The following is a 25468-nucleotide window of genomic DNA, read 5'->3' as shown; positions in this document are numbered from 1 at the left end:
CATCTTCTACTTCGCGACGAGTAACATCGACGACTTAGATGGTACGATTAACTTACCGTCAGTTGGAATGATTTGTTCTGTCATCAAATCAACCCAATTACCATCGATTTTTAATGTCAAAGACTGTTGACGCTGTGATTTATTAAGCACCACAATACCTTTGTCACCTCGCTTAAGTACGAGCATGTCATCGTTACCTTCAAGAACACTCATCGGCTCGCCATGCGTCATATTATGGAACTGGATCATTTTTGCCATTCTCGGATCGCTCCATGCACCTTGCCATCTTGGCTGACCATTTTTACCTTTAATACCGCTGGTGTTTAAGTCGGTATAAATCAACGGCACACCACCATCTCGGCCTAGAATATAGGCATAAGCTAACCATTCGTTTTCCTCGTCCATGATGAGATCAAGAAAGACATCATTGTTAGGAATATCATGTGTGATAGCAAATGTAATCGCACGACCGGGAGACAGAGCCTGACCAAAACAATAGGGATCAATCAGAGACTTGAAGCTGCCCTTTTTAGCAAACGCCTTAAACATGGTTGAGAACAAAGGGAAATCGTACGCACCTAGGCGAGTTTCCTGTAGATACGGCTCAAGAAACAGCTGATACTCTTCTTCCGTCGCACCGCCATCGGTAATAATTTCACCAAATATATGCACATCCCGCGTGATGTCGTCTGTCCAAACACGCTTAAGATGCTCTAACGTCATGTGTTTCGCAGCGTCAATACGAAAACCTTTCACACCAATAGCTTTCAGCGCCTTTAGGTACGCTCGCTGCTGCTCAACAACATGGTCACAAACACGAAGAGTTGGCAAGCCAGGATCGGTTGGCCCACCTGTGATACGTCCGTTTTGAACCTGCCACTTATCTTTCCAGTCTTTGATGCCGAATGCTTCAACAAAGTCCTCTTCATCAAAAAGTGGTTGAGATAGATCGCCAAACAACGCTAGCGACTGATATTTCTGTTTGTTGTTCTGGTATTCCTCCAAGACCTCTTGTCTTGGGTACTGAAGGTCTCTGCGAAGGTGGGCCTCATTTGCCATATGGTTAAACACTACGTCGGCATAAACCCACACACCAACTTGCTCCAGTTCACGAACCATATGAATAAAATCTTTGGTATCACCCAAGGCATTATCGATAACACGATAATCCTGTGGTTGATAACGCTGCCACCAGCGCTCATCGTGTGCGCTTTTCATTGGTGGCGAAACCAACACAGAGCCATAACCAAGCTCGCGGATTTCTTTTGCTCGTTGGGCAATGTCAGCATACTTCCAATCAAACGCATGTAAGATAACGTTTGCACCGAATGATTGTGTTTCCTGTGAGCCACTCATGTTGTTCTCCTGCTCGTTTCCACTCACGATTACTTGTTTGCATTTTTTTGTGAGTGAATTCAATAATCGAAATTATAAAAGCTATTCATCAGAGGCACTCACCCTTTTAGCACTAACTCAAGGCTGAAATCGAAGGCGTAGCAACTCATCCATTGCACAGCGATAAATCGTTCTGAGTGAATAACGGGCACACAACATACAACCCAAATAGCCCAACACAAACCTAAAATATTGTTTTTATTGGCAAAAACATCAATCAAAAAAGATGCAACATAAGACCTACGTACGCCCTAAAATAGGCCCAAAGGATAAAAATAGCCAAGCCAACCCGTTTAGTAATCAATTGTTAATAAAACGAAACTGGCAGGTGGATCACGTTTGGCGCGTTTCAAAAATCCAGTAAATCACCATACCTAGCGTTAAAAGACTAAAGATTTCTGTTTGTATCTGTCCCGAAATGACTTCAAAATGCGAAACTTAGCTTATCTCTATGGGGTATGCTCTACCTTGGAGGATAATAATGAATATCAAAGAATTTTCTGACCTCGTCGGGCTATCTGCTCATACACTTCGATACTATGAAAAAATCGGTTTACTTAAACATGTCCATAGAAACGCGAGTGGACATCGAATGTATAGTTCGAAAGATCTAAACTGGATAAGCTTTGTTAAACGTTTAAAAGAAACTGCAATGCCACTTGAAGAGATTCTAGAATATGCCAAATTAAGGGAAGTCGGCTCTCAATCTGTACCACAACGTCAAGCCCTGTTAGAACAACACCAAGAAAACCTCAAACGCCATATTGAGCAACAGAAAAAGCACTTATCGGCTCTAGAAGAAAAAATTGCCTTGTATAAAAGCGGAAAAGTTCGTTGACTTAGAGTTAACTCTAACGATTAAGGTGTGTTTACGTTTATTCACTAGGAACATACCGATGGAACAATCACGCTTTAACAAAGGATTAGAACTACTCTCTCAAATTGATGGCGACGCTGGTCATAATGTCATCGAAACCTTACAAGATATTTGTCCAGATTTAGCTCAGTACACCATTGAGTATCCGTTTGGCGATATTTATGCTCGCCCGGGCTTAGACCTAAAATCGAGAGAAATCGCAACCGTCGCCGCGCTAACGGCTATGGGGAATTGCGCGCCGCAACTAAAAGTGCACTTAAATGCAGCGCTGAATGTAGGCTGTAGCGAGGATGAGATTAAAGAGATCATTTTGCAGATGTCCGTCTACGCAGGGTTTCCCGCGGCATTAAACGGCATGTTTGCATTCAAAGAAGTGTTAGCGGAAAGAGCAGAGTAATAACAACGTTGAAATCAATTTAACCGCAGTTAAAAACGGCCCTTGGGGTTCGGGCCGTGATTAAAACAACGAGTGAATTAGCGCTCAGGAGTTTCAAGCAGTTTAACCGCGCAATCTACCGCGTTGTTAATGCCTTGACTGCTCTCCAACTTGCCTGAACTTGCAGGACCAAGGGCACAAGAATACAAAGCCAGCTGCTTATCGAACGGCAGATCCAACTGTTCATAGAGATTTTGTCGGATTCTTGCATGTTGTTCTGGTTCTTGGTTAGCAAGGCTAATCAACGTTTCATAAATAAGCGTTTTCATGTCTTTCCCTTTTCACTTTATTGCACGGGGTGCATATATATTGTATCCATTTGGGAATCACAAATCAGAAGCTAGGTCACAGAACGCGTCGCTAAAAAAGTTTATGTGCGCGGTAAATTGCAATACAAACCTAAAGCCGTTTAGAAAAAGGGCAACCGATAACTCGATAGATCAGCCGATTAACTAGCATTCGCCGCTGTTTGTTTATAATCGTGTCCGATATAAACAAAAACGTCGCTGTATCAGCGACGTTTTATCTCGACTTTAGCTAATCGAACCTGTTTAGTTGAAGTGCACTAGCATTTCAACGTCATCACCTTGCTCTGGAGCCTGAAGAGCGAAGTACACGTACCCTGCTTCAGTAACAGGAATCGCAAGGTATTCATTGCTGCCTGCATAGTTGGACGCATACTCGTGCTGCTCTACTGTAGGCCAATGTTCCCTACTCGCGTATAGATCGACATTACCAGTTTGAGAGTGAGCCGTTAGCCATACACGAACCTCTTCAACACCTTCAGGCACATAAACTGCTGCATAACGCTGCTTGTGAACGGTAAGCATTTTGGCTTCACCAGACTCTAATACCACAGGTGCTAAATCATCTTGCACTTGGGTTGGCGGTGTTTGCGCTTCCACTTCTAACGCAGCCACAAGATTCACTGAGTCATAGCTATCACGTCCAGTTAAGCTGATGTAGTAACGACCCGCTTTAACGTAACCATCTTGCTTTGGTTCAAACACAATCTCTTCATTGCTGCCATCAGCATATTGACTCATTTCGAAATCATAGTAATGCGCGATTTTGTTGTAGCTCATGTAAAGATCCGCATCACCCGCACCCTCAATAGATACATTGAAGTTAACGGTGTTGGCTGGAACATCAACGTAGAACAGTTTTTCGCTGTATGCTTCGCCACTGAGCTGAAGGCTTTGGTTCGCCGTCAATTCAGTCACTTTTGCTTCAGGGCTTGTTGGTTCTGTTGGTTCTTCTGGGTCTGTATCAGGTTGCTCAGGTTCCACTTTTAATGTGTCCAACCAACGTTCAAACTCAGCATCGTATTGTTGACCTAAAGACGTCACCTGCTGTGCCCATTGTTCGAACTGGCCAGAGCGCGACAATGCCAACAAGCTTTCGACGTCTTGTGGATGATTTTCTAACATGAATCGAACAGCTAGATAACCCCAACGATAGATACGATTGGTATCGTGAGAGTACGTGGTATCAAACACAGTGGAAAGGCTCAGTTTACCATCTGCAATCAGCTCAATCGCAGCTTGGTAACCTTGCTTGTAATGCATGTATTCAGCAAAACCTTCTAGCCACCAAACAATATGACCATAAGCCAAGTTATCGCTGAACGAACCGTATTGGTTAAATCGTGCATCTAAATAGTGCGTGTATTCATGTTCTAGGTTCAAGATAGAGAGATCTTCACCATTCGCGTAGCGATAAGCGACGAAACGCGCAGTATTGTCCGCTTTTGAAGGGTCACCTTCTAGGTACTGACCACCGTTGTCCGTTGTATTACCAAATAGGAATGAAGAGTAATCAACGTAACTAGCGTTACTCGCGAATACCGCCACTTCAACACGATCATTCAAATCATCAGCGACAGGTTGATTACCCGTATTCGCAACTCGATGGAAGTCGGCTTCTTTTGCCGCTAGCACTTCACACGCTTTCGCTGCTTGAGCATCGGTCAGATCTTCAGAGCGAATAATGGCAGGTCCCTGACATTCAAAACGATTTGGCATTACACGTGCAGCTAAATCTTGCTTGACTTGCTCAATATTCAGACCATTTAGGCCTTCTGGTGCGTAGTAGCTCATCATTTCAACGGCAGCAAGCCATAGTTTGTCATGCTCACTACCCAGTGGATAACGCTGCATCACCTGTTGCATTACTGCCAATGCTTTGCGTTTGGTCTCCTGATCTGGGCTCGCGAGCAAACGACCAGTTTCACGTAATGCATTGAAAACGATAAAGCTTGCATCCGTATCTAATGCCCAAGCATTATCAGATGCGAATTTCACCAACGTATCAATATGGTGTGTATTGTTTGCCATGTATCGGTAGAACGCATCGTTCGCCGCATGGCCTGCCATAGAGCGGAACAAGTTGTTTAAACCATCGACCCATTGCGTGTCCTGTGCGGTTTCACGATTAAAGTGCATCAACGCGGCCATCATGCTATCCATGGTCAGCGGCAACTGCTTAACGTTATCAACCATCAAAGTCAGGCTCTTCATTGCACCAACTTGTTCACGACCTTGATCCAAAGCATGAGGGTTGTTTAGGAATAGGTTCGTCGACTGAGCAAAACGCTGACTCAACGCTTGCGAAAACTCAGGTGTACCAGTACCAGCGTTGTAGCGAACGTAGTAGGCCGCTCGAATAAATTCGCCTAGGTTCTCTAGAATACGAGCTTGATCTGCTTCACCACGATAGCGAGCGATTTCTTGATCCAGCGCGACTTGGATACGGCTTAGGCTCGCTTCACTATAGATATCATTCAGCGTTTCTGAAGGTGCTGAAAACCATGCGTGGTAGCAATCATACTCAGCACCAGAAACGGCAGTAGCCAGATCTCGCGATTGTTGTAAATCAGCAACAGCACACTGATTTTGTGCAAAAGAGAAGCCAGACACACTCGCTAGCATACAAGCAAGCGCCAAACGATGGCGCGGGAAAAAACGGATATGAGACATAACAACACTCATTGATTATTAACATACATTGAGTGGGGGTTTATATTCTTTACAGCTCAAACAGTGAAATCAGTGTCATAAAATTTATGAAACCGCTCCCAAAAATAGGTCTTTTACTCTAATTAAATGGGAGCAATCCCACTCCAAAAAAACTCACAATTATCAATAAAAACATTAATTTACCTTTTTCTAAATAACGACTTTATGAGGAAAATTGCCCTTAAACGCCCCCCTTAACTCTTCCAGATAGAGTTCACGACAATCAAAGGTTCTAAATTAAATTTTGATGCTTGATACCATCTATTTTTATTTGTGACTCATACCCAATAAGTCATAGAGTGCATATCAAAAGGTTGGCATTAATGGTAAATTCTCCGCCAAATCAAACACATTTACTCCTCCAGTCATTGATGAGTGAATAAAGCAGATATTTGGCTAGGGATAATACATGTCACTTTGGGGATTTTGGGGAGCGGGGATTGCCTACTTCATGACAACGTTTGCCTTTGTTTTTGGCGGCATTTTTTGGTTATGTTCTGAAGGTAATACATTAAGAGAAACAAAGCGCCAATCATCAATAATGTCCGGGGTTATTGCTTGTACTATTGGAACTTGGGTGCTTGCTTTTGGTGTTTACGTTTACGGTTACTTTTGGGATAACTCTTCTCACTATTATTTTTATTTGCTCGCTCCATGGGGACTTGCCATTTTTGGGGTAAAACTTCGTAACCGCTGGGTTAAGCAATACGCGCGTGTAAAACACGCAAAAGAAGAACAGTGGCAAAAGCACTGGCGAGAATTATTAGGGGAAGATACTGAAGAGCTTCCACCATATACACATGATTACGAGCTCTACTCGGGCATTTGGCAAGCCAATGAAGCGCTCCAAGAACAGTGTTTTGCAGCCCTTCCTCACGGGAAAGCAGTCTACGAGAGAGTGAAAGCCTTCCAAACGATGGCCTCCCCCGCTGGTGACATAAACAATCAAGTTTTGCTGAGTAAACTCGATCAACTAGAGGATGAAATCATTCAAGTTCTTGAGCAACACTCGCAAAAGAAAGTAAGCATTGAAACTGGCGCAGGTACTTTACACAAAGAGTCAAAACGCAATGTTTATCACCATGAGAATGGCCCAACAGAAGAGCAACTGTACGACTCAATCAACCTCCAACATGATTTGGATCGAGAGCTACGCAACATTATCTATGATCGGCTCGGTTACGATGGCGAAGATGAGTACTTTTTCCTCCAAGCGCCACTCGAAGAGCTTACCGAGAATGAAACCGCAATCAACTGGATGCTCTGGGGGTTAGTAAGCAACCATTTTGCTGTTGACCCATACCAAACGGCGTTGGATCTCAGCCTAATGAATGCGGAACCAAGATGGGGGCAAAATGAACGGTTTGTAATGATTACGGCTCAATAAACGCAAGTACTAAGTCTAATTTTAATACAACCTATTCTGAGACCACCCTCGCGTTGGTTAACTTAGCCAGTAAGCGGCCAACGCGATCGCGCATTTCACGTCTATCGACAATCATATCTAGCGCACCATGCGCTAGTAAAAATTCACTTCGCTGAAACTCGTCTGGTAACTTTTCACGTACCGTTTGCTCAATGACACGTCTTCCCGCAAAGCCAATACTTGCTTTAGGTTCACCAATATTGATGTCTCCTAACATGGCTAAACTCGCCGAGACGCCACCATAAGTTTGGTCCGTCAATACTGAGATATAGGGTAATCTGTGCTCAGATAAGTGGTTTAACGCGGCGCTGGTTTTTGACATTTGCATTAGTGCCACCAAAGACTCTTGCATGCGCGCCCCTCCGCAAGCGTTAAAACATACTAACCCAGATTTTGTATTAATTGCGCTTTCAATTGCTCGGACAAACTTCTCGCCAACCACTGCGCCCATCGAGCCTGCCATGAAAGAGAATTCGAATGCACACGCAACAACAGGCAGCCCCAATAACTTGCCCTGCATCACCACCAACGCATCTTTTTCTCCAGTCGTTTTCTGCGCTAAAGCAATTCGCTCTTTATATCGCTTTAAGTCTTTAAAACCCAAAATATCTTGTGGCTCCAACTCACTTGCCAACTCTTGTTGTGTTCCATGGTCCAGAAAAGAGATCAACCTTTGACGCGCAGCCATTCTCATGTGATATGAGCATTTAGGGCATACTTCCAAATTTTCTTTTAACGCGGCACGATAAAGTATTTGTTCACACTCAGGACACTTTGTCCAAACGCCCTCAGGGATAGACGCTTTGCGCGAACCTATTATATTTTTATTCTCAAATAACCGTTCTAACCAGCTCATAAATTCACCACTATTGATTACGTTCTAGCGCGATATCTCGTTGTTTGTTCGCTTAAACTTGTAAATAAAATTGTATGTAACTTAGTACAGGGATAAAGTGCGATATGCTGGCTTGATAATCCAATAAAGTGGGATAATGAAATGTTTGATAACGTTGACCAAATCTGGTTAAAAAGTTTTCACTGTGTTTATGAGAACAACAGCTTTAAGCGAGCCGCTGAGTGTTTGAATATACCAACATCAAATATCAGCCGACACATTGCCCTGCTTGAAGAAAAGTTAAACATTAGGTTGTTCAATAGAACAACAAGGCGAATGACGCCTACCGAGGCTGGAGAAGAGCTCTATAGCAGCACTCGTCCGTTATTGGAGCAACTCAACGCCGCACTAGAAACGGTAACGCGCCACTCGCACACGGTAACAGGGGAACTGCGAATTCTTATGCCAGACACACCTGTACTGGCCAAAGCGGTTGTCACCTTTTGCACGCAATACCCGTCAATCTCTTTGTCTTGCGATACAACGCTAAACCCTAAAGATGATGTTATTGACAGCTTTGATGTCATTTTGAGTTTTCATAGAGGGACTTTGTCAGACAGTAACTGGGTGGCGAGAGAGATAAAACGCTGGCCCAGTGCCATTTTAGCCGCGCCTCAATTAATTGAGAAATACGCCACCCCTTACAAAATTACGGATCTAAGTCATGTTCCCTGCATCACGACGCTTACCGCAGTAAATGGTGCACCATGGGTATTCAGAAACCCTGTTGGGGGCCATATTACTCAAACTGTGCAATCTTCATTCAAAGTAAACAGCGGTCATCTCGCCAGATATGGCGCGTTATTAGGGCTTGGATACGCAATATTGCCAATTGAGTCATGCCAAAATGAGATCAAAAATGGTGAGCTAGAAATCGTCACTCTAGAGTACGAACCTGAGGATTTAGTGCTTTACGCCTTTTACTCGTCAAGAAAACATGTAGCTAAGAAAATATCTATGTTTGTTGAACATTTAAAGCAAAACGCAAAACTTAACGCCTAGCTAAGCTTTACTCAACTAATTTATCGTATTCTGTTTTATCGTCTAGAAAGGACAAACACCGCTAAGCGATTTGAGACTCGATTTTTTCAAATAAAAAAGCCAGCAATTAACATTTACTGGCTTTTATTAAAGAGGGTCAGTTGGCGTTTAGATTCTAAACGCTCCTACGTGACGATCGAGTGTTCGCGATAGCTCCGCGAGTTGTTGACTTGATTCTTCTAGTTGCTCACTCGCTGTTAGCGCACTTTTCACTGAGTGGCTGACGGTATCCATGTTCATATTAATTTCGTTTGCTACCGTTGATTGCTGTTCTGTTGCGGTTGCTACTTGAGTATTGATATCTGAAATAGTCGTCACTTGTGCAGCTATTGCTTCTAAAGCCTGTCGAGCTAACTCAGTTTCTGCCGTTCCTTCTTCAATAAGAGTCTTACTATTACTCATTGAATTCACCGCACTTTGAGCTTCAGTTTGTAGCTGGTGAATCATATTGTCAATTTCATCGGTAGAATGAGCCGTTTTAGTCGCTAGGTTGCGAACTTCATCAGCGACTACTGCAAAACCTCGGCCGGCATCACCAGCGCGTGCCGCTTCGATAGCCGCATTGAGAGCCAATAGATTGGTTTGCTCCGAAATACCTCTAATCACCTCTAGAATACTACCAATCGACTGAGTATTTTCAGCAAGACTCACGATAATGTTGGAAGTGCTGTTCATCTCGTTTTCAAGATTAGTCATCGCCGTTTTGGTTCTTTCTAGCGTCGTGTAGCCATCTTGCGCTTCATTACTTGCTGCACTCGCAGCATTTGCCGCTCCGGCAGCATTGGAGGCAATTTCATTGACCGTCGCAATCATTTCGTTCATGGATGTGACAACCAGCATGGTTTGCTCGTTCTGCTCTTGCCCTCTTGTGAGCGCTTGTTGAGATTGCCCACGCAAAGCGACAGCTGAACTATTAAGCTCCACACCAGTATTTACAACTTGTGTAATAATCTCATGTACTTTCCCAACAAAAACGTTGAAAGCAGAAGAAATTTGCGCGACTTCGTCATTACCTTTCGCTGGCAAACGAACGGTTAAGTCTCCGTCTCCTTTTGAGATGTCTTGTAGAGCGTCTTTAAGCGCAGAAAGCGGTCTCATCAGTTTATTTAGCAGAAGTGACAGAATCAAAACACACATAACGAAGATCGCCACCATAGAGATCAACTGGTAAGTAATAATTCCATTCGTCGCTTGGCTCACTTCAGTAATAGGAATACCGATATCAAAAGTACCGTATAACTGACCATCCACATAAATTGGTGCCATGATGTCAAACACCCATACTTTCTGGACATCGGCATACCACTTTGAGTACTGTTGAACACCTCTCGTCGCGCCTTCAACAGTATATTCATCGTTATAGGTTTTGTTCAACTTGTGCTTATCACTGTGGGCTACTGCCGTCACGTTACGATCAATTACAACGGCATAGCTCACGTCTGAACGTTGTTTCAGCCCCTCAACAAGCGATTGTAAATCTTGCATTGGATTAGCTGAGTTCTCCAAAATATAACTCGCATTTCCCGCTAGAAACTCAGCTTGAACTTGGGATTTGTTTAAGATGATGTCATCGATTTTCTGACTCGAAATTAGGTACGTTGATGCCATACTCGCCACGACAGCAATACCAAACATGGCGCAGACTGCTAATAAGATGATTCTTTTCATTATAATTGTCTCAATACAATTCAATTGATGCTCATTAATCGAGCGCTAAGCCTTTCTTCTCCAAAACCAACCAAACTGCATTTTGGGTCTGTTTGGCAGAGCAAGACATAACTTTATAACTATGTATCTGCTTGGTTCCCGATTACTTTAGACAGAAGGAAAAAAAGTCTTCAAAACGTCACATTTCTACGAGGTTTGGCGAAGGGACGAGTACGCAAAAGGAAACGTTTGCATAGTTAAATTTAACTATGCGACCAAATTGGTATCGAACATTAAAGAAAAGACTTCTAATTAGCGTTTTGACCGTCGGGAGCACTGTGGTCAGTGCTCCCGTTTTATCATTTAGTATCTCAGGTTCAGATATTAGAGCCACAATTGCAGCGGTTGTAATCCGAGATGCTTGGTGAAGCGAGAATGACTTGGTTTGTAGATATGGCAGCGATGTCAGATCGAGTGATTCTCAATCAAGAATCGGCAGCAAAATAGGCAAACCAAGGCATGAAGCCATTGCCCATAAAAAAAGAAAGGAAAAAAATCTTTACCACAGAGTTTAACTTGTCAGCGATATGTATCCATGCATACCCATGTATAAACCAACTGCACTGATCAAGACGCCCGATAAGTAAGGAGCTCGACGTGCAACATCATTCAAACCGCTCCATTTAGATGTCGCTTTTTGCACGCCCACTGCTGCCACAACGCCAACAGCAACCAGAGTCAAGGCTAAGCCAATACTGAATGACACAACTAAAGTCGCACCAAGAGTCATTGCCTTAAGCTGCAAACAGATAAGCAAAACCGTTACCGCAGCAGGGCATGGAATCAAACCGCCCGTTAATCCAAACAGCAGAATTTGCCCATTCGTCACGTCTCGATTCTCAAAGCGTTTTTGAATGTCTAAAGCGTGAGCGCGTTCGTGAGCATCTTGATATTCCTTATCTTCGCTTTCTAAATGAGAACCAGAACGGAAATGTACATCAAAGTCATGGGTATGATCATGGTGCCCGATGATCAAAGTGACAGAAAGTCCATTAGAGACTTCAATGCAAGACGCCGATTCCAAGTATCCATCACGCTCTATAAAGTGATAGATATCAGCAGGTTGATAACCATCACTCGATACCGAAACCTTGATACCTTCAGCAGTTAAAGGTTTACCGCTGAGTGTTCGCAATTGGAAACGGTGATGCTCCCCTTCCTGTGTAATCGAAAGCGAAACATGCCCATGTCCTGTATCCACAACTTGCGTCGTCCAGTCGCGAGCATGATCCTGAGCTTTGTTCCAAGCTCGCTCATCGCTCCATGTCCGCCAAAACATCCATACGCCGGTTGTCACGATAATGACCCCAGAGATAAGTTGCATCCATGGTTCAGCCGCTTCAGCGGTGAATTTCTGGCTAATATACATCCCGCCAACAGCGATTAACCATACAATTATAGTGTGAGAAAGTGTGGCAGCTAAACCCAGCATCACGGCTTGTTTGACCGTTCCTTTCACCGCGACAATGAACGCCGCCATCATCGTTTTAGAGTGCCCAGGTTCTAAACCATGCAAGGCGCCAAGCAAAATGGCACTGGGAATAAAGAACCACCCATTACCTTGTTGTAGTAACGCGACAAAATCCATTGTTGTTCTCTGTTGTTGATTCTAATTTATCGCAAACTATACTCCCCCCTAGTATTAAATACTACCCCCCAGTATAAATTGAGTGCTACATTATCAGTTAGAATAACTCGGCCCGTAACTTAAAGAAGATAAGACATGTCGCATACAACCAGAGATCAAAAGAAGCTCAACACTCGAGTCAGTAAAATACAGGGTCAGGTAAATGGACTTAAAAAAATGCTGGAAGAAGAGCATGAATGCCAAGATGTGTTGCAGCAGATTGCCGCTATTCGGGGAGCAGTAAATGGTTTGATGCGAGAAGTAATTAAAGGTCACTTACTTGAACACGTCGTACTTGAGGAAGACAAAACTCAACGTGAAAAAGATATGGAAGTCGTATTAAAAGTACTGGACTCTTATATAAAGTAACCCTACTTCGCTAGAGTAAAATCACTAGAGTTAAACTCGAATAGAACCTTTATAGGTAATCTCTTACTAAGCGGGAAATAACAATTCCATTTCATATTGATTAAGTTGAAAACGGAACCTATATCGGTTCAATTTAAATAGTTTATTTATAAGAACTAAAACGGCCCAAACATAGGGCCGTTCATATTATTAAAAAACTCTAAACTATCTGATAAAAATACATATTGTGATAGGTTTTTACTTTATGGAAGAGTACAAGTAAACCTTTATACCTCTTGTAATTCGACGTGCTTAGCGCTGTAAGATTTTGTAAATGCAACACACCCCAAAAGTACAGCAAGTGGTAACACAGGATCAAAGATTGAACCATGAGATCCGAAGAATAAGTTAAGAATCATGACTAATGAACCACCAATAGCCCAAGCAATTGTTGTTGGAATAGTCCAAATAATGAGTTGTTTCTTAACCTCAGTCACCCCCATTAATCGATTAACAATATGGAATAGCGAGTCATTAAAGTAGCCAGCAAATAGAGATCCCATCGTAGCTGCCGTCGCTGCGAATAAAAGGTTAACGTCAGGAATATTCACTAAAACTGGGGCAGATATAGAAGCAGCGGTTATCATGGAGACTGTACCAGAGCCCTGAATAATACGAACTAACGTCGCAATAATAAATGGAATCATAACCGCAGAAATAGGAAGCCCTGCAACTTGGTTGGCAATCTCTGCGCCCGCACCCGTTTCACGCAATACGGCACCTAACGCGCCACCAGCTCCTGTTACTAACAAAATGATGCCACAAGTGGAGATTCCTTGTTCCATCTTTTCATTCGCTTCTTCTTTGGTAAGGTTATTACCCAATGTGTAAACCGCTAGTAACGTCGCTATTGATAGTGCAATAGTAGGGCTGCCGATAAAAGCGATAAATTGACCAAATGTTGTTGCAGTCAGCCCTTCGAAACCGAAAGTCCCCTCTAATAAACCCATCACTGATTTCGCAAGTATAAGTAAAATTGGGATAATAATTGGAGCGATAGATTTACTTAAAGATGGTAGGTCTTTCGCTTCTTTACTTGCAATGTACTCTTTGTGATCATTAATCAGTTGCTCACTAGACTTCGAGAAATGTTCGGTTGGAATGAATTCAGGAAACTGCTTTTCTAACCATCTTGCATACCAAACAATACCCATGACACAAGGCGCTGCGATCATCAAACCAAAACCTAACATGCTGGCAAGATCGACACCAAAGATACCAGCAACGCCCAAAGGCCCTGGAGTCGGCGGAATAGCGTGATGCGCTACGACCAAGCCGCCCGCCAGAGCAACCGTAAGCGTTAAAATCGAGCGATTGGACGTTTTTGACAAAGACTTCGCTATTGGATAAAGAATGATAAGCGCGCTATCCACAAAGATTGGGATGCTAACAATATAGCCAGTTACAGCAAGAGCGGCCTCTTCTTTCTTTTTTCCTAACCACTTTATAAAATTATAGGCAATACTTTCTCCTGCTCCAGAAGCCTCTAAAATAGCCCCCATCATAACGCCGAGACCGATGACAATCCCTATACCGCCTAATGTTCCACCAAATCCTTTGCTAACGGTCGCAATCGTGTCGTCAACACTTAACCCACCAATAATACCTGCGATACATGCCGCAATTAACATCGCAATTAACACATGTACTTTTGTACGTAACACAAGAAAAACAAGGACTGATACGGCTACTATTAGTCCAATTACTGAGGTTGGTAACATTAGACAATCTCCATATTGTTAACAGAAATAAATTGTTGTAATACATCCTTGAAATTACTGTCTGCTTTAAATCCAAGCTCCAGTTCTTTAGTACAATCAATTTTTTGTGGCCAACTACTCACAATACGATCAATACCCGCATCATGCTCATAGGTAATATAATTAGAAAGTTGTTTACCCGTTAGAGTGTCCATTGTTTGAATCATCTCAGCTGGTGTAGTTTGAATACCAGGTAAATTAAGCGTTCTATAGGACAGATTATTTAACTGCTCATAAGGCATTAGCCCTGCATATTGAATATTGTCCACCACTCTAGACGGGCTCGATATCCAAAGTTTTAGCGTAGGGTCTACAGGACAATTTGATTCTTGAGCATTCAAAGGCTCACGAATAATTCCGCTTACGAAAGAGCTAGCGGCAAGGTTTGGTTTCCCAGGGCGAATACAAATAGTCGGTAAACGTACGGATACAGCTTTAACAAAGCCTTTACGGGCATAGTCGTTAACCAATAACTCACCTATGGCTTTTTGCGTCCCGTAGGATGACTGAGGATGAAGTGCTGTTATTGGTGTAATCGTTTCCGGAAGATCACCACCAAAGACAGCTAAAGATGAAGCAAACGTAAAACGAATATTAGGGTTTACTTTACGGCAACGCTCAAGCAATAACTGTGTGGTCGTCAGGTTTACAGCTACGCCTAAATCAAAATCTTGCTCAGCATGGCTCGATACAATTGCCGCTAAATGAAAAATGTGTGTCGTTTCGGCAGTAATAACTTGGTCTATATTTTCTCGCTTTGTCATATCCATGACTAAAGAAACGACTCGGTCATCAATGCCCTCTAAGCGCGACTTTTGAATGTCGACAATAGTAATACTTTCAGCTTTGTTTTCTTTTAGTAGTGATTTGGCAAGTAGGGTTCCGAGAAAACCCGCCCCTCCAGTTATGATAATATTCATAGTCACGACCCTTTGTTTTTGTAATTGGTTTCAAGTTATTTATGGATAGAAATTAAAATTGTTATAGGTATGGTTTAACCCAACTAAGGCCCAGCTGCGTGCTATGCCTTGGGTTGTATTCACAACCGATCCAGCCTTGGTAACCAGAGTCATCCAAAACATTGAATAGGTGTGGGTAATTCAGTTCGCCTTCCGATGGTTCGTGCCTTTCAGGCACAGAAGCAATTTGAATATGGCCTGTGTATGGCGCCACATCGCGAATCAACGTACTCAGATCACCGTCCATAATTTGTGCGTGATAGAGATCGAGCTGCAATTTCACGTTTGGACGAGCCACTTGTTTGATGAGTTCCACCGCTTCACGTTGATGTGCAACAAAGTAGTTCGGTACATCGCGATTGTTGAGTGGCTCAATCATCAGCTCAACACCTTGTTCGGCAAACTTATCCGCTGCATAACGAATGTTTGAGATAAAGGTTTCAATATGCTGATCACGAGTGAAGCGTGAATCAACAATGCCAGACATAGCGTGAACCTTTTTACAGTTCAGTGCCTTGGCGTACATCAGCGCAGTCTCGACGCTCGTTTTAAATTCATCCTCACGCCCCGGAATAGCTGCAAAACCTCGTTCACCTGCATCCCAATCACCTGGAGGCATGTTGAATAACGCTTGCTCAAAACCAAACTGCTGTATCTTGCTTGCTAGTTCTTGCGCTTCGAATGCGTATGGAAAAAGGTATTCCACCGCTTTGAAGCCCGCTTGGTGTGCTTTTTCGAAACGATCTAGAAAAGGAACTTCTGTGAATAACATTGTCAGATTTGCCGCGAATTTAGCCATTACTTACCTCTCCCTTTTAGGTCTTGAATCTCAGTATCCGTTAAGTAGCGGATGTTGCTATCTTTAAGAATGAACGCTAGCTTCGCTGTCTCTTCTAGCTCTTCTGCGTTATCCACTGCATCTTCAAAGTCCGTACCCGTGATCACTGGACCATGGTTCGCCAGGAGGAAAGCTCGGTAGTCACTAGCCCGCTGCGCAAGTTCTTCAGCAATCTGAGGGTCGCCCGGGCGCAGGTACGGAATCACTGGCAGTTCGCCAATGCGCATTACAAAGTAAGGTGTAAAAGCTTTGATGGCATTCTCGCGATCTAGACCTTCAAGACAAGAAAGCGCCGTCAAGTAAGTAGAATGCAGATGCACAATCGCATTACACTTTGAGTTATTTCGATAAATCGCCAGATGAAAAGCCACTTCTTTTGATGGCTTTTCACCAGAGATATGGTTGCCATCAATATCCACAACCGAAAGCTCTTCAGCAATCAAGCGGCCGAACGAAGAACCAGTTGGCGTTGCCAGAAAGTGTCCATTAGGCAGTTTTAGAGAAAGGTTGCCAGCGCCGCCAGTCGCATAGCCACGTTCAAACATAGAGCGCGCCATAGTGACCATTTGCTCTCGCAGTTGTTGTTCTGTCATCAATTCTTTATTCATCACAACCTCACCTATTCAAAAAACGACTGTGCTTTGGCAAAGAAGTGTTCATCGCCGAAGTTGCCCGATTTCAGAGCCAAAGAAAGCTCGCCTTCAAGTGACTTCACCCAAGGTACACCTGGTGCGATTTGAGGACCGATATGAAAACCTTTTACGGCTAGGCTTTGGGTTACAACCCCTGAGGTTTCCCCACCCGCAACGATGAAATTTTTCACACCGTGCTGCTGAAGTTTGATTGCAAGTTGGCTAAAGAATTGTTCAACCGCGTGGCTTGAAGCATGCGCGCCAAACTCTTGTTGAATCGCTTTTAACGCCGCTGCATCTGCGGTTGCGTAAACCAGTGGTGCGAACTCGCTTTCGATGTTGGTCATGACCCAATCAAACACTTGATTTGAGTAGTCTTCTTCCGTCAGACACGCCTTCACATCAATAGCAAAGTGTGGCGCTTTTTCTTTGTAAACAGCGACCTGTTGGTTGGTCATGACAGAACAAGATCCAGATAACACAACGGTTGGTGCTTTTTTAGGGTTCCCCTCTTGCTTCGCATCACTTTGATCTTCAAGGCTCTCTATCCAGTTCTTAGCAATACCCGCAGCCAAACCAGAACCACCAGTTACCAGTTTTAGAGACTTCGCCGCTTGGCCAAGTGTGACAAGATGCTCTGCATTGAATGCATCAACCACTGCGTAGCGGTTGCCTTGTACTTTTAGCTCTTCAAAGCGCTCAATTACCGCTTTTGGACCTTGTTCAATTATTTGGAAGTTCACCAGGCCAGATTTGCCTTGAGATTGAGCATCCATCATACGAACTAGGCTTGAATCAGTCATTGGTGTCACAGGGTGATTACGCATACCTGAGTCGCTTAGCAAGTCTTGGAATACAAATAGATGGCCGTTGAAAACTGTGCGACCATTCACTGGTAATGATGGGCAGACAATGGTGAACGCTTCACCTAGCTCTGCAAGCAGTGCATCCGTTACAGGACCAATGTTACCTTCTGCTGTGCTGTCAAACGTTGAGCAGTACTTGAAGTAAAACTGCTGACAGCCATTTGCTTGCAGCCACTTAAGCGCCGCTACTGAATCCTCGATTGCCTCATCTACAGGACAAGAGCGAGATTTAAGACTGATCACGACCGCATCTGCGTTTACATCAATCTCTTCTTTTGGAATACCGTTAAGCTGAACTGTGCGCATGCCGTTTTCTACAAGAAAACCTGCGATGTCTGTTGCGCCAGTAAAGTCGTCTGCGATAACGCCTAATAACATCATTTTTTCTCCGTTTTACGTGCGCTTATTTCTGTTTGTTTTCTACACCTGGAAGCTCAATACCATCAAAAATCTTGATAACGGCACTGTCGTCCTCCTGGCCAAAACCAGCATTGCTTGCACTCAAAAACATGTTTAGTGCTGTGCTTGATAGAGGAAGTGGAAATTTGAGATCTTTTGCTGTGTCCGATACGAGGTTTAAATCTTTCACAAAGATGTCGACCATAGATTTAGGGGAGTAATCACCATCAACCACATGCTTCATGCGGTTCTCAAACATCCAAGAGTTACCCGCTGCATTCGTCACCACGTCGTACATCAGGTCAAGAGGAATGTTTGCACGTGCCGCTAATGCCATTGCTTCAGCACCAGCTGCGATATGAACACCTGCTAGCAATTGGTGGATAATCTTCACAGTTGCGCCTAGGCCAATCGCTTCACCGATGTTGTAGACTTTAGCTGCCGTTGCGTTGAGTACTGGTTCAAGTGCATCAAATGTGCTTTGCGCTCCCGACGCCATAATAGTCATCTCACCTAATTCGGCTTTTGCAGCACCACCAGATACCGGTGCATCAAGCATCACAAGATTGTGTTCTGCCAATTTCGCTTCAATTTGTTTTGCGTCTTCTGCTGAGATGGTTGCTGAAACCATTACTGGCGTATTCGGCTTAAGCGCTGTAGCAAGACCGGTTTTGAACAAGACCGTGTTAACTTGAGCTGCGTTCACAACAAGAACTAGAACCGAATCAAGCTTATCTGCAAACTCAACTGCATTTGTAGAAACAGCTTTTGCACCGAATGAACCTAACTCTTCAAGCGCTTGAGAATTTAAATCGAAACCATAGACATCTAGGCCTGCACGCACACATGACTTTGCGGCGCCCATTCCCATAGAGCCTAAACCGATAACACCTACAGATTGAACTTCACTCTTAAAAACAATGCCTTCTGGTCTATTAAACTTTGTTAATTCTTGTTTGGTTGATGTGATTATATGTGAAGATTAATACTAAGACCTCGCTTTGAATCACATTTTTTTCACACAAATTAACAATGTCGTGATATATACCTCTTTATGGGCAGAGATATTCCGAGCAGTTAACACAAGCGAAGGCTGTTCTTACAACGTTGAGAACATAATTCACAGATATTCACAACAAATGAAAAGATTGGTAGGATACTGAAAAACAAGAATATAGAAGTGAAACTATGATCCCAGCAGAACGTCAAAGAACCATATTATCCCTGTTATCACATCAAGAAGTGTTAAGCATTTCAGATTTAACCGACCACCTTGGCGTATCACATATGACCATTCGTCGTGATATCGTGAAGCTTGAATCATCAGGTAAAGTCGTTTCTGTTTCTGGTGGAGTGCAACTCGCTCAAGCTCTACATTCCGAACTTTCCCATGATGCGAAGGTCGAGCAACAAGCGGATGAAAAAATTCAAATTGGTAAGCTGGCGGCTACGTTAATTGGTCAAGACGCTACGATTTACTTGGATGCGGGAACAACCTCTCTAGAAATCGCCCATCAAATAGCAAATCGTAATGATCTTTTAGTGATCACCAATGACTTCTCTATTGCTGCTTTCCTTATGACGCACAGTGAATGTGAGCTTTACCACACTGGGGGAAAAATTGACCGCGAGAACCAATCCACCATTGGAGGAAAAGTCGCAGAGTTCTTGAATGGGCTAAATATTGATATCGCCTTTATTTCGACTTCATCTTGGAGCTTGAAAGGCTTATCAACACCTAATGAAAATAAAGTTCTCGTTAAAAAAGCAATCATCAAGGCGGCACAAACCAATTATCTGATCTCAGACTCAACTAAATACGGTCAGATAGCGAGCTTTCATGCATTAGACATCGAGCAATTGGACGGAATTATTACCGATCGAAACCTATCCGAAGTGGTCACTCAAGAATTAACGGATAAAGGATTACGTGTGTATAAAGAGTAACACTACCTAAACATCTGAGTTCGCGTAACTTTTATACTCGTTAATTTATAGGTGCTTCCAATATACATAGACCGTGCTGTGTACTTTCTGGCAGAAAACACATCCTTTTGTTTTCTAAATTACCAAATTACTGATTACATCTGGATATGGAAGCTCACTTCGCTTTATCGCTGCTCGTCACTTGTCATCAAAAATCAAATTCACCGCAATTGCCATCAAAACTAAGCCTGAGATTGGCAGCAAGACACCTAATGGTGAGCGCTCTATGTAAGGCAAGTTTTCCGCAATCAATAAGCCCCACTCAGGTTCTGGCGGCTTAACGCCAAGTCCGATAAAACTCAGAGACGTCAGGCTGAGCGTAATGTATGGCAAACGCAGAAACGCGTGACGAATCAATGGCGGCAGCACATAAGGTAACAAGTAGTAACGGAGTACTCGCCACTGACTGGTTCCCCAAATGGGCGCAAGATGCGTGTAAGGCTGCGCTTTGGCTTCCATCAACAAGCTCGCACAGTGCGCCGCTAATGGTGCCCATGACACCATAACAATCGCAATCAAAGCGCTGTTTGGGTTCATCCCCGTTAGACCAGCAATCAGCAGACCCGCCACAATGTATGGCACACCTTTGGTGATCTCAATTAAGCCTTGGCTATAACGAGTCACGAAGCCGAGCAGCAAACCAATCACCAAACTTAGGAAGGTTGCGATGATGCCCATTTTGATTGTCGACATCATACCGCCGCCAACACGAGCAAGCAGATCTCGACCAACCGCATCGGCACCAAACGGGGCAGCTAAGCTTGGCGATTCAAGGCGGGTAAATTGGATAGTGTAAGGATCGCGCATTAAGGCCCATCCCGCACAACCAATCAGCAAGGCAAAGATTGTCGCACTGACAACACGTTTGGTGGTGCTTTGGGTAAAACGAAACGTGCTGTGACTGCTGATCAACTTGCCACTCGTGACACTGTGCCCGAGTAACCAGCGTTGCAATAAGATGCTCGCACTGCTGATCAACATCGATAACACCAGCAACACTAACAAACCACCTTGCAGCATCGGCAGATCTTGTGACTTCGCCGCGCCTAAGATCAATCGTCCGATACCCGGAATGGAAAACACTTGCTCCACAGCAACCGCACCGCCGGTTAAACCAATCACCGTCATTGCGATTTGAGGAATCAAGTTACTAACGGCACGCCACAAGGCAAAGCGTAAGATTTGAAACTTACTGACGTTTGCCGATAGCCAAGTGATCACCCAAGGCTCATCTAATACTCGCTTGAGGCTGTCATTGAGCAAGCGCCCGAACAAACCAGCAGCAGGCAATGCCATTGCCAAGCTGGGTAGCCAGAGGTTTTGCACGCCTTGCCAACCATAAGGTGGGAACCAACCTAACCAAATGGAAAATACCATGATCAGCAATGAAGCAATCACGTATTCCGGCAATGAGACCAACATCGAACTGAGCGTGTCATGATGCTTGTCTAAACGATTCTGTTGCCAACGACGCACGGTGTAAAGCACGCTCGCCATGCACATTACAAATGCCATACCTAACGCTGTAAGCATCAGTAATAGTGACGTTTTTGCGGTTTGTTGAACGCTCTCCATGACGGACGCCCCGCTCACCCAAGAGACACCTAAGTCACCTTGCATGGCAAGCGTCAACCAATCCCACAGTCGCTCAGCAGCGCTGCGGTCAAGTTGAAGATCTTCTCGAATTGCTTGCAGAGCTTCTGCCGTCAGCAATTGTTGAGCACCCGCACGAGCACGGAGGATTGATTGGCTTGGGTCGATACCGGCAATATCCGGCATCAAACCCACCAGCACAACCACTACCCCGAGTGACAGGAAGCGCGACAAAAAACGCGTAAACCATTCAGGCATACAAGCGCTCCAACGAGAACGCATGTTGGCAACAGACGACATCGAGTTAGTTCACCTCAGTAAACTGGTCGATCAGGCGACGCTCACGTGGGTCACGTTGTGCATTCTTCACACGATCACTCTCACCTTGGATTACACGCTCGTGAAGCAGTGGAATCACAGCGTATTGTTCAAGGATTTTGCTTTCTGCTTCGATGATCGCTTGTTGGCGTTTCTCACCCAATGGCTGACGATCAGCGTGTTTCAATGCAGCATCTACTTCTTCAGAGCAGAACTGACCCAGGTTGTAAGAACCTTTACAGCTAAAGTCACTTTGCATGTACGCCACTGGGTCACCAGAATCCAGCACTGTTGCACGTGACAACAAGAACGCATCGAACTTACCTGCTAGTGCATCGTTTTCGATTTGTGCGTATTCACGAACGTCTAGCTCAACCACAAAGCCAGCCGCTTCAAGTTGTTGCTTTAGTAGCACCGCCACTTCTGGCAACTCTGCACGGTCGGTAAACGTACCAATGGTGATCTTCTCACCATTCGCGTGGCGCATTTCCATGGTTTCCATACGAGGGTTCGCATCACGAATTGGTTGAGCCCATGCCAATGCTGGACCTAACAGACCTTTCGCTGAATCGGCGTGGTTCTCGTAAACCGTTTTGATGATTTGCTCACGGTTAACCGCTTGAGCTGCTGCTTTACGCAAACCGAACTGGCTAAACACATCTGATTTGTTGTTTAGGTAAAGCGTGTTGGTACGTGGCATTGCAACTTCGTGCAGCTGTGAAGATTCCATCATCGCGATTTGCGAAACAGGAACCGCTTCAACGACATCCGCCTCACCGGTACGTAGTGCCGCAGCACGAGCAAAACCGTTTGGTACGTATTCAGCAAAAATGCGGTCTACTTTTGCTTTTTCACCCCAGTAACCGTCAAAACGCTTCAGTTTTGCGCTGGTTGTCCCGTTGATTTCTGTCAGAACGAATGGACCCGTACCCGCATTGATTGGAACAACACGACCGTTTTCTTGATATGCAGCACCAGAAAGGATCGCTAACTGTGGGCTAGATAGACGGCTTGGCAACAATGGATCGTTAAAGGTCGTTTTGATTTCAACAGTGAAGTCGTCCAATGCGCGAACTTGCCATTCGATACCATCCAAAATACGTGGCTTTGGTGCGGCATCTAATGCTTTTTGTAGAGAGTTCACGACCGCGTTTGCATCAAGCTCAGAACCATCGTGGAATTTCACGCCCTTACGTACCGTAAATTGCCACGTCATCGGGTCAACTTGTTCCCACTCTGTTGCCAGCATAGGCTCTGCTACCGACTGATCGTTTAGGTTTACTAGCGTCTCTGCTGTGCTCCAACGTGACAGTTTGAACGCGTCATCTGAAAGTGGCGACAAACCTGTGCGTGGTGGTTGCATCATGGCGACGCGAATTTCCGTTGCTTGCGGTGCAGCTGCTTTTTCCGCATCTGGCTTGCTTTCGCCAGAGTCAAAACAACCCGTCAGCAGTGCGCTTAAAGCCAGCGACAAAGCTAACTTGGGAGTACTAAGGTGCATAAGAAACCTCTCCAATGTTTTTTGTGAATTCATTACTTTTGTGTTGAGCGCTCATCAAGGCTCTCGTGATCAAGTGCGATGGGTTATTTGTCACGTTTTGTGCCGTGCCGTGCTCGACAACACGTCCTTTGTCTAACACCAGGATTTCATCGCATAGGGTTTGTGCCGCATCGAGGTCATGCGTCACCAAAATCAGGCGCATCTGACGACTCTTTTGAATGCCTGCCAACAAGTCGAGAGTCTGTTTACGACTGACGGGGTCTAAGCTGCTGGTTGGCTCATCGGCAACCAATACACAAGGCTCAACAATCAAAGCTCTGGCGATAGCTACACGTTGGGCTTGCCCAACTGATAATTGCTGCGGGTTACGATCCAGCAATGTGAGATCCAAACCGACATCCGCCAAGACCTTTTCCACCTTCTCGTTGAGCTCTTGCATCAAACCAATGTTGCTTAGCGGCTCCAGTAAGATCTGGCGAACGGTGTAATAAGGATTCAAGCTCGATTGCGGCTCTTGCGGAATCAGTTGAATGTGCTGACACAACTCTTGGCGCTGCTTAGCCGAGCTACGCGATAGCGGATAGCCACACACATACACTTCACCAGATGTGGGTTTACGAAGACCAAACAGAAGTTCAATCAAGGTCGATTTACCCGCACCAGAAGGACCAACAATCGCAATGTTCTTTGTGTCGATGGCAAGATCCAATTGTTCGAGCGCTTTAAACGGTTTGCCCCCTAACCAACTTGGTTTGGAGTAATAGTGAACACTGGCTTGCTCAAAGCGAACTTCCGCCGATTTAGGCTGCGTGTGCCCGCTCAAGTTGTGCTTAGTCAAAATAGGCTCCAGAGATGAGGTTAAGGCAGCAGTTGCGCAAGTTGTTGGCAGAAAGGATGCGAACTTTGCTGAATGGCTTGCCATGGTGCGCCATAAGCCACCATGGTGTTGTCCGCAATCACCAAGACTTTGTCACACGCCAAAGCCGCAGATAGATCGTGCGTGATCAACAAACCACTGATGTTGCGTTGCTGAACACTACTGCGAAACAACTCAAGGATCTCCGCTTCGGTGATTGGATCGAGCGCACTGGTGGGCTCATCCGCGATGATCAAGTTGGCACTACCAAGCAACGCGATCGCAATACAAATACGCTGACGTTGACCACCAGATAGCTGGCTTGGATGCTGCGCTAATGCTGCTTTTGGATCCGCAAATCCAAGTTGAGATAACAAGGTCGTCACCGTGTCTCGGTTTGCTGAAGACAAACGCGTTTTGTTGCCCGTCAATGCCAAACACAGTTGTTGTTCGACAGAGGCCAATGGATTCAGCGCTTTAAGTGCATCTTGGAAAATGACCGCAGGACGCTGCGATTGACTCCGTTGCAGCATGGCAGTTTGTGCGACTTCACTGCTGTTAAGCTGGATACTTCCGTCTACCCAAATATCAGACGGCAAAAAACCTGCGACGGCTTTCGACAACATGGATTTACCAATGCCGGAAGGTCCCATAATGGCAAGAACTTCACCTTGAAACAGCTCAAAAGAAATGTCTTTGAAGAGTGTGCGCTCTGAGTCTGTAAGGCTGAGATTATTAACGGAGAGTATTGGTTGAGAAATCACGGCATAAACTAAATGTAATAATATAACATCACAAATAATATCATGCGGGTTAAAGCAAGGAAACCAGTCGGAAAGGTTATTTCATCACCTTTTTCAGATTTATCAACAAGGGCAGATGGCTCCACCCTTGTTATAAGAACATCTAAATTAGGTCGTTTGTGACAGTG

The 25468-nt window shown here is 44.5% G+C and carries 22 protein-coding genes; 6 read left to right on the top strand and 16 right to left on the bottom strand.

Annotation, left to right across the window (positions count from 1 at the left end; genetic code table 11):
- Positions 1 to 6: 6 nt before the first annotated feature.
- Positions 7 to 1356 carry an alpha-amylase family protein gene (locus tag R8N49_RS00545; protein ID WP_017635250.1) on the bottom strand — a complete coding sequence of 450 codons (1350 nt, stop codon included), beginning with the start codon at positions 1354 to 1356 and terminating at the stop codon, positions 7 to 9.
- A 520-nt stretch (positions 1357 to 1876) separates the two neighbouring features.
- Between R8N49_RS00545 and R8N49_RS00540 the strand changes: the two genes are divergently transcribed.
- Both R8N49_RS00540 and R8N49_RS00535 read left to right on the top strand, forming a co-directional pair.
- Positions 1877 to 2233, top strand: a complete 357-nt coding sequence (locus tag R8N49_RS00540; RefSeq protein ID WP_005375386.1) for a MerR family transcriptional regulator — start codon at positions 1877 to 1879, stop codon at positions 2231 to 2233.
- A gap of 58 nt (positions 2234 to 2291) precedes the next feature.
- Entirely contained in the window at positions 2292 to 2669 is a 378-nt protein-coding gene (locus R8N49_RS00535) for a carboxymuconolactone decarboxylase family protein (RefSeq protein ID WP_005375385.1), read from the top strand.
- Between the two features lie 77 nt (positions 2670 to 2746).
- Here R8N49_RS00535 and R8N49_RS00530 read toward each other — a convergent pair whose 3' ends face one another.
- Positions 2747 to 2977 (bottom strand): PAS factor family protein, encoded by a 231-nt coding sequence (locus R8N49_RS00530; RefSeq protein WP_005375384.1) that lies wholly within the window; start codon positions 2975 to 2977, stop codon positions 2747 to 2749.
- Between the two features lie 282 nt (positions 2978 to 3259).
- Positions 3260 to 5686: a M9 family metallopeptidase gene (locus R8N49_RS00525; RefSeq protein ID WP_318189846.1), complete on the bottom strand. Its 2427-nt coding sequence runs from the start codon at positions 5684 to 5686 to the stop codon at positions 3260 to 3262.
- Positions 5687 to 6134: 448 nt separating this feature from the next.
- Here R8N49_RS00525 and R8N49_RS00520 point away from each other — a divergent pair, with 448 nt between their 5' ends.
- Positions 6135 to 7112: a hypothetical protein gene (locus R8N49_RS00520; RefSeq protein ID WP_065275418.1), complete on the top strand. Its 978-nt coding sequence runs from the start codon at positions 6135 to 6137 to the stop codon at positions 7110 to 7112.
- A 31-nt stretch (positions 7113 to 7143) separates the two neighbouring features.
- Here the strand turns inward: R8N49_RS00520 and accD are convergent, their stop codons facing one another.
- Complete coding sequence (gene accD / locus R8N49_RS00515; RefSeq protein WP_186585159.1) at positions 7144 to 8007, bottom strand: acetyl-CoA carboxylase, carboxyltransferase subunit beta; 864 nt, start codon at positions 8005 to 8007, stop codon at positions 7144 to 7146.
- Positions 8008 to 8148: 141 nt separating this feature from the next.
- On the opposite strand from accD, the gene R8N49_RS00510 reads away from it, so the two are divergent.
- A complete protein-coding gene (locus R8N49_RS00510; protein ID WP_005375376.1) occupies positions 8149 to 9048 on the top strand; it encodes a LysR family transcriptional regulator in 900 nt (299 codons plus the stop codon).
- A 147-nt stretch (positions 9049 to 9195) separates the two neighbouring features.
- Here the strand turns inward: R8N49_RS00510 and R8N49_RS00505 are convergent, their stop codons facing one another.
- Together R8N49_RS00505 and R8N49_RS00500 are read right to left on the bottom strand one after the other, a co-directional pair.
- Positions 9196 to 10755 carry a methyl-accepting chemotaxis protein gene (locus R8N49_RS00505; RefSeq protein ID WP_017635256.1) on the bottom strand — a complete coding sequence of 520 codons (1560 nt, stop codon included), beginning with the start codon at positions 10753 to 10755 and terminating at the stop codon, positions 9196 to 9198.
- 550 nt (positions 10756 to 11305) lie between these two features.
- The gene (locus R8N49_RS00500; RefSeq protein ID WP_171344147.1) at positions 11306 to 12382 is read right to left on the bottom strand and encodes a nickel/cobalt efflux protein RcnA; all 1077 of its coding nucleotides are present in this window, start codon (positions 12380 to 12382) and stop codon (positions 11306 to 11308) included.
- Between the two features lie 135 nt (positions 12383 to 12517).
- Between R8N49_RS00500 and rcnR the strand changes: the two genes are divergently transcribed.
- Positions 12518 to 12790 carry a Ni(II)/Co(II)-binding transcriptional repressor RcnR gene (gene rcnR / locus R8N49_RS00495; protein WP_005375370.1) on the top strand — a complete coding sequence of 91 codons (273 nt, stop codon included), beginning with the start codon at positions 12518 to 12520 and terminating at the stop codon, positions 12788 to 12790.
- A gap of 266 nt (positions 12791 to 13056) precedes the next feature.
- Here rcnR and R8N49_RS00490 read toward each other — a convergent pair whose 3' ends face one another.
- The 6 genes from R8N49_RS00490 to ltnD all read right to left on the bottom strand — a co-directional run bounded on the left by R8N49_RS00490 (position 13057) and on the right by ltnD (position 19205).
- Positions 13057 to 14550 (bottom strand): GntP family permease, encoded by a 1494-nt coding sequence (locus R8N49_RS00490; protein WP_005375369.1) that lies wholly within the window; start codon positions 14548 to 14550, stop codon positions 13057 to 13059.
- Positions 14550 to 15509 (bottom strand): D-erythronate dehydrogenase, encoded by a 960-nt coding sequence (gene denD / locus R8N49_RS00485; protein ID WP_064369125.1) that lies wholly within the window; start codon positions 15507 to 15509, stop codon positions 14550 to 14552. The genes R8N49_RS00490 and denD overlap by 1 nt, the downstream gene beginning before the upstream one ends.
- A 61-nt stretch (positions 15510 to 15570) precedes the next feature.
- On the bottom strand, positions 15571 to 16347 hold the full coding sequence (gene otnI / locus R8N49_RS00480; RefSeq protein ID WP_047101720.1) for a 2-oxo-tetronate isomerase: 777 nt from the start codon (positions 16345 to 16347) through the stop codon (positions 15571 to 15573).
- The gene (locus R8N49_RS00475; RefSeq protein ID WP_005385078.1) at positions 16347 to 16994 is read right to left on the bottom strand and encodes an aldolase; all 648 of its coding nucleotides are present in this window, start codon (positions 16992 to 16994) and stop codon (positions 16347 to 16349) included. The genes otnI and R8N49_RS00475 overlap by 1 nt, the downstream gene beginning before the upstream one ends.
- Before the next feature lie 11 nt (positions 16995 to 17005).
- Complete coding sequence (gene otnK / locus R8N49_RS00470; RefSeq protein WP_031777204.1) at positions 17006 to 18262, bottom strand: 3-oxo-tetronate kinase; 1257 nt, start codon at positions 18260 to 18262, stop codon at positions 17006 to 17008.
- A 25-nt stretch (positions 18263 to 18287) separates the two neighbouring features.
- Positions 18288 to 19205 (bottom strand): L-threonate dehydrogenase, encoded by a 918-nt coding sequence (ltnD, locus tag R8N49_RS00465; RefSeq protein WP_318189858.1) that lies wholly within the window; start codon positions 19203 to 19205, stop codon positions 18288 to 18290.
- A 266-nt stretch (positions 19206 to 19471) separates the two neighbouring features.
- Here ltnD and R8N49_RS00460 point away from each other — a divergent pair, with 266 nt between their 5' ends.
- Entirely contained in the window at positions 19472 to 20230 is a 759-nt protein-coding gene (locus tag R8N49_RS00460) for a DeoR/GlpR family DNA-binding transcription regulator (protein WP_005375354.1), read from the top strand.
- 177 nt (positions 20231 to 20407) lie between these two features.
- Here R8N49_RS00460 and R8N49_RS00455 read toward each other — a convergent pair whose 3' ends face one another.
- From R8N49_RS00455 to R8N49_RS00440, 4 genes are read right to left on the bottom strand one after another with little or no spacing between them, the layout of a single operon-like run.
- Positions 20408 to 22162: an ABC transporter permease subunit gene (locus tag R8N49_RS00455; RefSeq protein ID WP_412034899.1), complete on the bottom strand. Its 1755-nt coding sequence runs from the start codon at positions 22160 to 22162 to the stop codon at positions 20408 to 20410.
- A 4-nt stretch (positions 22163 to 22166) separates the two neighbouring features.
- Positions 22167 to 23681: an ABC transporter substrate-binding protein gene (locus R8N49_RS00450; protein ID WP_186585157.1), complete on the bottom strand. Its 1515-nt coding sequence runs from the start codon at positions 23679 to 23681 to the stop codon at positions 22167 to 22169.
- Positions 23671 to 24519, bottom strand: coding sequence for an ABC transporter ATP-binding protein (locus tag R8N49_RS00445; RefSeq protein WP_186585155.1), 849 nt, complete (start codon positions 24517 to 24519; stop codon positions 23671 to 23673). Before R8N49_RS00445 ends, R8N49_RS00450 begins: the two co-directional genes overlap by 11 nt.
- Before the next feature lie 20 nt (positions 24520 to 24539).
- Positions 24540 to 25301: an ATP-binding cassette domain-containing protein gene (locus R8N49_RS00440; protein ID WP_186585153.1), complete on the bottom strand. Its 762-nt coding sequence runs from the start codon at positions 25299 to 25301 to the stop codon at positions 24540 to 24542.
- Positions 25302 to 25468 lie beyond the last annotated feature (167 nt).

It is taken from the genome of Vibrio sp. 1978, assembly GCF_033344345.1.
The sequence above is the reverse complement of the archived record's forward strand: the minus strand, read 5'-3'. Positions and strand labels throughout refer to the sequence as shown.

Bases quoted from the DNA above. Each gene is read 5' to 3' on its own strand.
- denD (WP_064369125.1), bottom strand. From the start codon at position 15,509: ATGAATATTATCATAACTGGAGGGGCGGGTTTTCTCGGAACCCTACTT.
- R8N49_RS00545 (WP_017635250.1), bottom strand. From the start codon at position 1,356: ATGAGTGGCTCACAGGAAACACAATCATTCGGTGCAAACGTTATCTTA.
- R8N49_RS00450 (WP_186585157.1), bottom strand. From the start codon at position 23,681: ATGCACCTTAGTACTCCCAAGTTAGCTTTGTCGCTGGCTTTAAGCGCA.
- R8N49_RS00460 (WP_005375354.1), top strand. From the start codon at position 19,472: ATGATCCCAGCAGAACGTCAAAGAACCATATTATCCCTGTTATCACAT.
- R8N49_RS00525 (WP_318189846.1), bottom strand. From the start codon at position 5,686: ATGTCTCATATCCGTTTTTTCCCGCGCCATCGTTTGGCGCTTGCTTGT.
- rcnR (WP_005375370.1), top strand. From the start codon at position 12,518: ATGTCGCATACAACCAGAGATCAAAAGAAGCTCAACACTCGAGTCAGT.
- otnK (WP_031777204.1), bottom strand. From the start codon at position 18,262: ATGTTATTAGGCGTTATCGCAGACGACTTTACTGGCGCAACAGACATC.
- R8N49_RS00505 (WP_017635256.1), bottom strand. From the start codon at position 10,755: ATGAAAAGAATCATCTTATTAGCAGTCTGCGCCATGTTTGGTATTGCT.
- R8N49_RS00475 (WP_005385078.1), bottom strand. From the start codon at position 16,994: ATGAATAAAGAATTGATGACAGAACAACAACTGCGAGAGCAAATGGTC.
- R8N49_RS00510 (WP_005375376.1), top strand. From the start codon at position 8,149: ATGTTTGATAACGTTGACCAAATCTGGTTAAAAAGTTTTCACTGTGTT.
- R8N49_RS00455 (WP_412034899.1), bottom strand. From the start codon at position 22,162: ATGTCGTCTGTTGCCAACATGCGTTCTCGTTGGAGCGCTTGTATGCCT.
- R8N49_RS00530 (WP_005375384.1), bottom strand. From the start codon at position 2,977: ATGAAAACGCTTATTTATGAAACGTTGATTAGCCTTGCTAACCAAGAA.
- otnI (WP_047101720.1), bottom strand. From the start codon at position 16,347: ATGGCTAAATTCGCGGCAAATCTGACAATGTTATTCACAGAAGTTCCT.
- R8N49_RS00520 (WP_065275418.1), top strand. From the start codon at position 6,135: ATGTCACTTTGGGGATTTTGGGGAGCGGGGATTGCCTACTTCATGACA.
- R8N49_RS00540 (WP_005375386.1), top strand. From the start codon at position 1,877: ATGAATATCAAAGAATTTTCTGACCTCGTCGGGCTATCTGCTCATACA.
- accD (WP_186585159.1), bottom strand. From the start codon at position 8,007: ATGAGCTGGTTAGAACGGTTATTTGAGAATAAAAATATAATAGGTTCG.
- R8N49_RS00500 (WP_171344147.1), bottom strand. From the start codon at position 12,382: ATGGATTTTGTCGCGTTACTACAACAAGGTAATGGGTGGTTCTTTATT.
- R8N49_RS00535 (WP_005375385.1), top strand. From the start codon at position 2,292: ATGGAACAATCACGCTTTAACAAAGGATTAGAACTACTCTCTCAAATT.
- R8N49_RS00490 (WP_005375369.1), bottom strand. From the start codon at position 14,550: ATGTTACCAACCTCAGTAATTGGACTAATAGTAGCCGTATCAGTCCTT.